This window comes from Legionella parisiensis (assembly GCF_001467945.1).
Lineage (GTDB): Bacteria > Pseudomonadota > Gammaproteobacteria > Legionellales > Legionellaceae > Legionella > Legionella parisiensis.
Map to the genome: position 1 here is coordinate 1,209,254 of NZ_LNYQ01000013.1, position 9,583 is coordinate 1,218,836.

The window sequence follows — 9,583 nt, forward strand, 5'->3', positions numbered from 1 at the left end:
TTTCCCGCCTCTTGCTTGCAAATAAAGATTATAATATTGATAATATGTTACTTTCCGGAAAAGGAGCAATCGGTGATATTATTTATATTCTTGGTAGTTCTTGCTTATTTAATGGGATCTATCTGCTCTGCAGTCATTGTCTGTAAGGCTTGCTCTTTGCCCGATCCACGTATAGAGGGCTCAAAAAATCCTGGTGCAACCAATGTCTTGCGCATTGCAGGAAAACAATATGCCGCCATGGTTATGGTTGCCGATCTGCTGAAAGGTACTATTCCCGTACTTATCGCCAAAATCCTGGGCGCAGAGCCTGCGACCGTAGGATTTACTGCTTTGGCTGCTGTCATCGGCCATATGTACCCTATTTTTTTTGACTTCAAAGGCGGAAAAGGAGTTGCTACAGCAATTGGTTCGCTATTAGGTTTTCATTTCATTGTTGGTATTGTGGTTGCGGCAACCTGGTTAATCGTCGCCAAGTTTTCACGCTACGCCTCCTTAGCCTCTATAACAGCGATTGGTTTTGCTCCATTTTATTCGCTATTATTTATCCAGCGTCTGGATATTTTCCTGCCTATATTCATTATGGCCTTATTAATCGTCTACAAACATAAGGACAATATTGTGCGCCTTATTGATAAAAAAGAACCACACATTAAATTAAAGGCAGATGTTCTTGATGCTATGATGGAGGGCAAAGCAGAGCATGCTGTTCCCCCACAAGAACCTGAAGCGATGCCTAAAGAAACAATAATTGAGATAGAAGAAGTGATTATCACTGAAACTGTAGTGGTTGAGCCTGAAACAACGAAAACAGCTAAAACTGCGAAAAAAACCAGTAATAAAGCCGTGAAATCGGAAAAAAAGACTGGAGCTAAAAAAACTCCTGAATCTAAAGCAAAAACAAAAAAACCTGAAGAGGAATAGCCAAAACAAGCATAGGGTCTCAAATCTAGAAATCCCTGTAAAATCGATCCTCAAATTGTCAGGCATTAAAAAAAATCGTAATAACTCAGGCTCCTAAATAGGGGCTGAGTACTTACGAAAAATCAAGCCAAAGGCCATCTTGCCTTAACATCTACCCCACTAATTAAATCCTTTTCTCCTCGTAACATCCGTAAACAACCGGCATAAGCAATCATCGCTCCATTATCAGTACAATATTCTAAAGCAGGGAAATAAATTGCTCCGCCAATATCCTGTATCCATTCGCGCAAACCTAAACGTAGTGCTTTATTTGCCCCTACGCCCCCCGCAACAACCAATTGCTTACAACCTGATTCTTGCACAGCCCGCTTGCATTTAATCATTAGGGTTTCAACCACTGCCTCTTGGAACGCCTTGGCAATTTCAGCGCATGCACGCTCATCTTTTGCACTTTGATTCCATGTGTTTAATGCAAAGGTTTTTAAGCCACTGAAACTAAAATCCAGACCGGGTCTATCTGTCATGGGACGGGGAAACCGATAAGGAGTCGATTCACATTGATCGGCAAGGCCTGCAAGCACGGGCCCCCCGGGGTAAGGTATACCCATGAGTTTCGCTGTTTTATCAAAAGCTTCGCCTACAGCATCATCCAGAGTATCGCCAAGGATGCGGTATTTTCCTAAATCCTTGACTTCAACTAATTGGCAATGACCGCCAGATACCAAAAGTGCGATAAAGGGGAATTCGAGTGACGGAGTTTCCATTTTTGCAGCTAAAAGGTGCGCTTCCAAGTGATGAATCGCCAGAGCAGGGATTTGTAATGCATATGCCAAGCTTTTTGCAAAACAAGCCCCTACCAGTAATGCACCAATCAAACCTGGGCCGGCTGTATAGGCAATACCATCTAATGTTTTTTTATCAATTCCTGTTTGTTGCAATACCCTATCAAGTAAGGGAATCAAATAATTAATATGGTCACGTGAAGCAAGCTCAGGAACCACACCGCCATGCACCCGGTGTGTATCTATTTGTGAATGCAAGGCGTGCGCCAACAAACCAGCATCTGAATCATAAATTGCTATTCCCGTTTCATCACAAGAAGATTCAATGCCCAAAATCAACATAAAAACCTAACCTAAGAATATTATCAAAGCCGCAATTGTAACACATTAATCGGTGAGCAGATTCCAGTTGTGGCTCACTCGCTCAAAAAATATCAATGAACAATTAGTAGTTTATTGTAAATATATTTATTAATGCCCTACGCGTTAATATAACATTTTATAATGCGGTAACATTGAGGTTAAATTGATATTCAGCCACTTTAATGAGCCATACATATACCAAAGTCTACTGAGAATTAATAAAAATTATAGTATAAAACTTGACGAGTGCTTCAACTAGCACTAGAATTGCCCACCTATTAAGATCAAATAACCAGAGGACTAGTTAATGCCTACCGTTCGCGTCAAAGAAGGCGAAAACCCAGAATACGCACTGCGCCGTTTCAAGCGCTCTTGTGAAAAAGCCGGTATTTTAACCGAATTGCGACGTCGTGAATTTTATGAAAAACCCACTGCTGAGCGTAAGCGTAAACAAGCTGCTGCAGTAAAACGTCATCTGAAGAAAATCTCTCGTGATATGACAGCAAAACAACAAGGCGGAAAACGCCGACGTAAATAGGATTTTTCTGTCCTGTATTTTTACCAAGGCCACATGTACTTCGCATAGTCACAGTGATTATCGTGTTGTATTTAGTGGCCTTTTGCTATTCAGAATGCATTAGGGCCGAGCTGCTCATTAAGATTTTAAGGAATAAAAAATGACAATTAAAGAACGTCTCAATAATGATGTCAAAGATGCAATGCGTGCCAAGGATAAAGAACTTTTATCCACGCTTCGTTTAATTACTGCCGCAGTAAAACAAGTCGAAGTCGATGAGCGTATTGAAGTAGATGATGAACGCATGTTGGTGATTTTGGATAAAATGAGCAAACAACGCAAAGAATCCATAGCCCAATACGAAAAAGCCAATCGAGAAGATCTGGTCGCCCAGGAACAATATGAACTCGATATTCTGAAAAAATACTTACCTGAGCCTTTGTCTGCTGCAGAAATCGAGAAAATGATTCAAGAAGCTATGGCCTCAACTGGTGCTGAAAAAATGGCTGACATGGGTAAAGTAATGGCACTCTTAAAGCCTAGCATGCAAGGACGTGCTGATATGGCTCAAGTCAGCGCCATGATCAAGGCCAAGTTAAGTTAAGGATCAATATGTCTGGCTTAATCCCGCAGCCATTCATTGACGATCTTCTCCACCGAACGGATCTGGTTGAATTAATTGACAGCTATGTTCCCTTGAAAAAAAGAGGGAACAGCCATATTGCTTGCTGTCCTTTTCATAACGAAAAATCTCCTTCATTTAATGTCGTCGCCAAAAAGCAGTTTTATCACTGCTTTGGCTGTGGTGCTTCTGGCAATGCCATCAGCTTTGTCATGAATTACCTCAATCAGGGATTCGTTGATGCAGTTGAAACCCTGGCTACTCGTCTGGGTTTAACAATTCCTCGCGACAAACAAACTGAAAAAAATAATCCATCACAAGATCTTTATAAACTTTTGTCTGCCGTAAGCCTTTACTATCAAAAAAAATTAAAGCATGAAGGCCAACCCGCCATCGATTATTTACGTGGCAGAGGCTTAAGTGGAGAAATCGCAAAACTGTATCAATTAGGTTATGCGAATGAAGGATGGCATCATCTTGAAAAAGCATTTCCTCGTAACCAACGTGAGTTACTCGCAACCGGGATGTTAATTAAAAACGAAGAGGGAAAAATTTATGACCGCTATCGCAACCGTGTTATGTTCCCTATTCATGACCGCCATGGACGCATTATAGGCTTTGGCGGGCGCGTCCTGGACGCTGAACAAAAACCGAAATACCTTAATTCACCTGAAACGGTCATTTTCCAAAAAAGCAGGGAATTATATGGTTTACACCAAATTCTAAACCAGCAAAAAACAATAGATTACATTATTGTGGTTGAAGGTTATATGGATGTGATTGCATTGGCCCAGCATGGAATTATGAATGCAGTAGCCACCTTAGGCACCGCAACGAGTACTTATCACATTCAACTTCTGGCGAAACATGTTAAATCGCTGATTTTCTGTTTTGATGGTGATAACGCTGGAAGACAAGCTGCGTGGCGCGCACTTGAAAGCAGCTTGCCGCATTTAAACCTGGGGCTCGATGCCAGTTTTATGTTTTTACCTGATGGACATGATCCAGACAGCTTAATCCGCAAGGAAGGCAAAGACCATTTTTTAAATCAGTTGAAACAAGCCACTCCCCTGCATCGATTTCTCTTTGATAACTTAGCCAAAGACCTCAATTTGCTTCGTCCCGCAGGAAAAACACAATTAATTAATTTGGCCAAACCTTTTTTACAAAAAATGAATGAGGGCTCCTACAAGCAATTACTTATTGAAGATCTGGCTCGTTTAACCCATATCGAAACCCACCGCTTAACTCAGCTGGTTACCGAGGAATCTAAAACATCTCAGCACGAGCAAATGATGACTATAGCACGAACGCCAATGCGCGTTGCTGTGGCCTTACTCTTGCAGCACCCCGAAATTTATGCACCGATCAAACAACATATTAACCTCGACCTACTCGACACTCAGGAACATGAAATATTACTGCAGGTGCTCCAGCAGCTGGCAACAAATCCGCAAGCCACTACAGCAACACTTATTGAATCATGGCGTGATCATCCTTATTTTGATTTTATGAACAAACTTGCAGCCTGGGATCATTTAGTTCCTGAGCAGGAATTAGTCAAAGAATTGATAGACATTATGGTGTTTTTACAAAAACAAAATCATGAGCTAACCATACAACAGTGGATTAATAAAGCTCGCCAACAAGGTTTAAATAAAGAGGAACAAATGAAGTTACTCGAGATGCTGAAAGAAAAACGCCATTAAAAAAATCTTTTCTCCATCGCAGCACTTTGCTCCTGCAGGATTAATTCAGAAAGTTCCTCTTTGGAAATCATAATCTCTGCAAAATCTTCTGCCCCCCCAATTTTGACGCGAATCTTATAGCTATCAGGATCCTCGGTGCCGCTTATTTCTTCTAATATACAATTCTTCTCCAAGCTATCAAGCACCGATATGCCGGTGATTCCTAAATTATCATTTATATATATGAGTAAAGCTGCTGAATCAAAAATAAGAGGCAATTTTTCTGCTTCCAGTTCCTGTCGATGTGTAGTACTGTATGCCTGATTCATAATGGCAAGGAATTGGGAGGCTGGAATTATAAACTCTTGAGGCGTATCACCAGAATAATTGCTTTCCGCAAGAAGTTTGAAGGAAAAATGACCAGGAGTACCAACACACGTAATCTTCGTGAAATTATAAGCAGAATTTTCCAGCTTTACTTGTAACTGATTACAAAAAAATTCTTTGTGTCGATTAAGAAATTTTAAGGTCTCATTGAAATAAGGACTTAATTCAGATAATTGCGAGTGTTCAGTAAACTTTCTCCCCATAACTACATTCATGGGTTGTGATGGTTTAGGCTGAGACAACGCTTCGCTGATAGACCTAAAAAGCATCTCATTATGTAAATAGTCTACTCTACTTGGGTAAACATCCATTTGAGCAAATGCCTTTGCATTTTCTGCAGAATTTTCAAGATCCATGCCTAGCATTTTTTGACAGGCAGTTAAACGAATCAAATTTAATCTGGTTGCTAATGGAAGATAATTACTGCTAATTAAAACATTCCCCAAACCCACACCGTACACATCCCCAGAAAGAATACGCCCACCTTCAACGCCCTTGTCAAAACATAGTTGTTTCAGACAAAGAATCTTTTGTAATAAAATGGGACTCGTAAAGAAACCGCTTGGTGAACCCAATTTTGGTTGTTGTTTTGATACAGAGGTACTAATTTCTTTTGCAACAACGAAGAGAATGCACAGTTCCTGGTGTTCATGAGGGAGGGCGCGATATTGTTTGCTTCTCAATAAAGCGTCAAGAGAAGTAAAATCCTTGAATAAAGATAATTTTGATTTCTCTAAAGTACCTTCAAGAAGCATTCCTGCAGAAACGATCCTCTCAAGATTACTGCGGTTGTCTTTTTTTAACTGAGGGGATGGTACATAACCAATTCTATCCGCGTCGTATTCAAGAGGAAATTCGAGGGGGTTTTCTGTTTTTTTTATGCAAAATTTATCTATGGTACCTGTTTGATTGTTTAAGGATACCGCAATACAATGACCTTCTTTCCTAAGATGCGTGATAATATCTTGTAGCCGTCCTTCACAACCCTTGAGAGTAAATTCATCGATTGCCAAGACACCTCCTGGCTTCAATTTATTGTAAGCATTAATTATCGCTGCAACGGGATCAACCAAATGCATCACTGTTTTGCTGGAAAAAATATAGTCAAATTGCTGCGAGGCAATTCCTCTAAACTCTTCGTAATTGGGATCCCCTAAATACTCTGCATTTCCGGTAAGATATTTTTCATTAGGTATAATATTATCAACAGAATTACGTTCATCAGTTGCCGAAATGCCGTATACTGCCACTTTATGTTTGTGTTTGAGTCCTCTGTTTATTTCCGTATCGTTAGCAGAAATAAATACTCCATTTGAGGTTCCAATATCCAATATAGTAATGTCTCGCTCAAGGGAAGCTTTTTCGATAATTTTTTTGGTATCTAATTGCGTTCCATCTGAATAGATAAAACTATAATCACTAGAGCCTCGCCAAACGTATCCTTCCTTCATACGTGTAACAAGTTCATAAGCACGATTAATTTTCTCGATAAAATGCTTTGGTCTCTTTTTCACATTTAGACTTCTTTATCCGCTAAGGACAAATAAAATTTATTCAGTGGATAATTGTAAGTATAGATTTTTTTAAACACTTTGCGCAAAATATGAATAACGGAACGCAAGCACTTCCTTATCGAAGACCATGCTCGTTTAGCTCGTATCAAAACACATCGCTTAAGTCAGTTGCGTACCGCAAGTGTTGTCTGCGTTTCGATAATGCAATTAGTATTAACCCTAACTCATACGGTGTTCTATCATGTGCTAGACTCTTGTAAAGAAGATATCCAGAAAAAAGCAATGAAAAACTACTGGTATGTTGCAGCCTCCCGGTTTATAATTATAAGATTTTGTAATCCTAAAGAAGCAGGCAATCCAATTAGTGCTATATAATGCTGTAGATTCCATTGTTTTTTAGGATAATGTCCAATTGTCCCTAGAGAAGTGTCTATGACCATAAACGATCAAGAACAGCAAAGCTCACAAATAACCAAAGTCATTAGCCTAGGCAAGGAGCAAGGTTATTTGACTTACAGTCAGATCAATGACTTGCTGCCTAATATAGTCGATACAGAACATTTTGATGTCATTATCAGCATGCTGGAAGGCATGAACATCAAAGTATTCGAATTACCGCCTGGTGATGATGAATTGGCACTTCTGCTCAATACAGAAGAAGTACCAGATATCGAAGAAGCCGCAATGGTACTGGCTTCTGTGGACAAAGAAACTGGCCGTACAACCGATCCAGTCCGTATGTACATGCGTGAAATGGGTACAGTAGAGCTATTGACCCGTGAAGGCGAGATCCGTATCGCGAAACGCATTGAAGAAGGTATCTACCAGGTACTTAAATCTTTGGCTCATTATCCAGAAACTGTCCAGTTAGTGCTTGATGATTATGATCGTTTCAATGCCCAAGAAATTCGTCTGAATGAAATTATTAGCGGTTTTTCCGATGTTGAAGATGAGGTGGCTCCTGCTGCAAGCATCGGCTCTATGCTCGATGAAGTTCGACAAGATGATGAGCTGCTTCTTTCTGATGAAGAGGAGGATGAAGACGGCGAAGGAGGTATAGGTGAAGTCGATGATGGTCCAAACCCAGAACAAGCGAAAGTTTATTTTGATGACTTACGCATTACTTATGAAGAAGCATTAGTTATATTAAAAGAGCACGGCAGGGAGCATGCTAAGGCGCTAAAAGCGTTGGAAGCGATGTCCGAATCGTTTTTAAAACTCAAGCTTACTTCCAGACAGGTTGATCGTTTAACACGTCATTTCCGTCAGCTACGTAACCACATCAGAGAGTTTGAGCGTGGCATTATGCGCCTTTGTATTGAAAAAGCACGTATTCCGCGAAAACTGTTTATTGATACATTTCCAGGCCAAGAAACAGACATGGAATGGCTCAATTCCATAATTGGCAAACACGGTAAAAAACTCGATCTGAACCGTATCCAGGAACATACCGAAGAAATTCTGCGTATCCAATCACGACTGGTCGCATTTGAAGCCGAATACGGTTTGACGATTGGTGAAATTAAAGACATCAACCGTAAAATGTCCATTGGCGAAGCAAAAGCACGTCGTGCCAAAAAAGAAATGGTTGAGGCCAACTTACGTCTGGTTATTTCGATCGCGAAAAAATACACCAACCGCGGCTTGCAATTCCTTGATTTAATTCAAGAAGGCAACATCGGTTTGATGAAAGCAGTAGATAAATTTGAATACCGTCGCGGTTATAAGTTCTCTACCTACGCAACTTGGTGGATTCGACAGGCAATTACCCGTTCTATCGCCGATCAGGCACGTACCATCCGTATTCCGGTACACATGATCGAAACGATTAACAAGCTCAACCGCATTTCCAGACAAATTCTGCAAGAAACTGGCCGTGAAGCCACCCCCGAAGAATTGGCTGAAAAAATGGAATTGAGCGAAGACAAGATTCGCAAGGTCTTAAAAATTGCCAAAGAACCTATCTCTATGGAAACCCCAGTGGGTGATGATGATGATTCACACTTAGGTGATTTTATTGAAGACAATAACATTGAATCACCAATCGATATGGCAACTGCTGAAGGTCTGCGCGAAGCCACTCTGGAAATCTTGGAAACGTTAACTCCAAGGGAAGCCAAAGTACTCCGTATGCGTTTTGGTATCGAAATGAATACCGACCATACTCTGGAAGAAGTGGGCAAACAATTTGACGTAACTCGTGAGCGAATTCGCCAAATCGAAGCCAAAGCGCTCCGCAAACTGCGCCATCCATCTCGTTCAGAAAAACTGAGAAGCTTCCTCGAAGGTGATGAAGGCTAATTGTTCCATTAAAGAGAAAGGATAAAAAGGATTTGTGACCTCTTTACCTTCCCTTCCCCTCTCCCTAACGGGAGAGGAAAACCAAAAAAATCACAAAAAAAACTAGAACATTAAGCAAATTAAGTTTAAAATGACCCCCTCTTCGGGCCCATAGCTCAGTTGGTCAGAGCAGCGGACTCATAATCCGTTGGTCCTAGGTTCAAGTCCTAGTGGGCCCACCAATTAAAGCCAGTAAAATCAACAACTTGCAATCGACTATCCCAACCCCTCAAAAACCATTGTGGGGATTTTGTGGGGCACAGTAGACACAAACTCATAAACTAACTGGCTCTTTCGGCTCTTTCCCATTTAAGGGGGCAGCTTTAATCACCCGCAGAGGACCTTAACACGTACTCTATAATTTTGGCTCTTTCCCATTTAAGGGGGCAGCTATAATCACCCGCAGAGCACCTTAACACGCACCCTGTAATTTTCAAAATTCCTAAAAC

At 40.7% G+C, this 9,583-nt stretch carries 7 protein-coding genes and 1 tRNA gene; 6 read left to right on the top strand and 2 right to left on the bottom strand.

Annotation, left to right across the window (positions count from 1 at the left end):
- Positions 1-72 precede the first annotated feature (72 nt).
- On the top strand, positions 73-921 hold the full coding sequence (plsY, locus tag Lpar_RS11435; RefSeq protein ID WP_058518057.1) for a glycerol-3-phosphate 1-O-acyltransferase PlsY: 849 nt from the start codon (positions 73-75) through the stop codon (positions 919-921).
- A 122-nt stretch (positions 922-1,043) separates the two neighbouring features.
- On the opposite strand, the gene tsaD is transcribed toward plsY, so the two are convergent.
- Positions 1,044-2,045 carry a tRNA (adenosine(37)-N6)-threonylcarbamoyltransferase complex transferase subunit TsaD gene (gene tsaD, locus Lpar_RS11440; protein WP_058518058.1) on the bottom strand — a complete coding sequence of 334 codons (1,002 nt, stop codon included), beginning with the start codon at positions 2,043-2,045 and terminating at the stop codon, positions 1,044-1,046.
- A gap of 328 nt (positions 2,046-2,373) precedes the next feature.
- On the opposite strand from tsaD, the gene rpsU reads away from it, so the two are divergent.
- From rpsU to dnaG, 3 genes are all read left to right on the top strand, one after another.
- A complete protein-coding gene (rpsU, locus tag Lpar_RS11445; RefSeq protein ID WP_010652681.1) occupies positions 2,374-2,604 on the top strand; it encodes a 30S ribosomal protein S21 in 231 nt (76 codons plus the stop codon).
- A 139-nt stretch (positions 2,605-2,743) separates the two neighbouring features.
- Positions 2,744-3,187 (top strand): GatB/YqeY domain-containing protein, encoded by a 444-nt coding sequence (locus tag Lpar_RS11450; RefSeq protein WP_058518059.1) that lies wholly within the window; start codon positions 2,744-2,746, stop codon positions 3,185-3,187.
- Positions 3,188-3,195: 8 nt separating this feature from the next.
- Positions 3,196-4,914: a DNA primase gene (gene dnaG / locus Lpar_RS11455; protein ID WP_058518060.1), complete on the top strand. Its 1,719-nt coding sequence runs from the start codon at positions 3,196-3,198 to the stop codon at positions 4,912-4,914.
- On the opposite strand, the gene Lpar_RS11460 is transcribed toward dnaG, so the two are convergent.
- Positions 4,911-6,794: a class I SAM-dependent methyltransferase gene (locus Lpar_RS11460; protein ID WP_058518061.1), complete on the bottom strand. Its 1,884-nt coding sequence runs from the start codon at positions 6,792-6,794 to the stop codon at positions 4,911-4,913. The two genes, dnaG and Lpar_RS11460, sit on opposite strands and share 4 nt — an antisense overlap.
- Before the next feature lie 432 nt (positions 6,795-7,226).
- Here Lpar_RS11460 and rpoD point away from each other — a divergent pair, with 432 nt between their 5' ends.
- On the top strand, positions 7,227-9,095 hold the full coding sequence (gene rpoD / locus Lpar_RS11465; protein WP_058518062.1) for an RNA polymerase sigma factor RpoD: 1,869 nt from the start codon (positions 7,227-7,229) through the stop codon (positions 9,093-9,095).
- A 144-nt stretch (positions 9,096-9,239) separates the two neighbouring features.
- Positions 9,240-9,316, top strand: a tRNA-Ile gene (locus Lpar_RS11470).
- Positions 9,317-9,583: the final 267 nt, after the last annotated feature.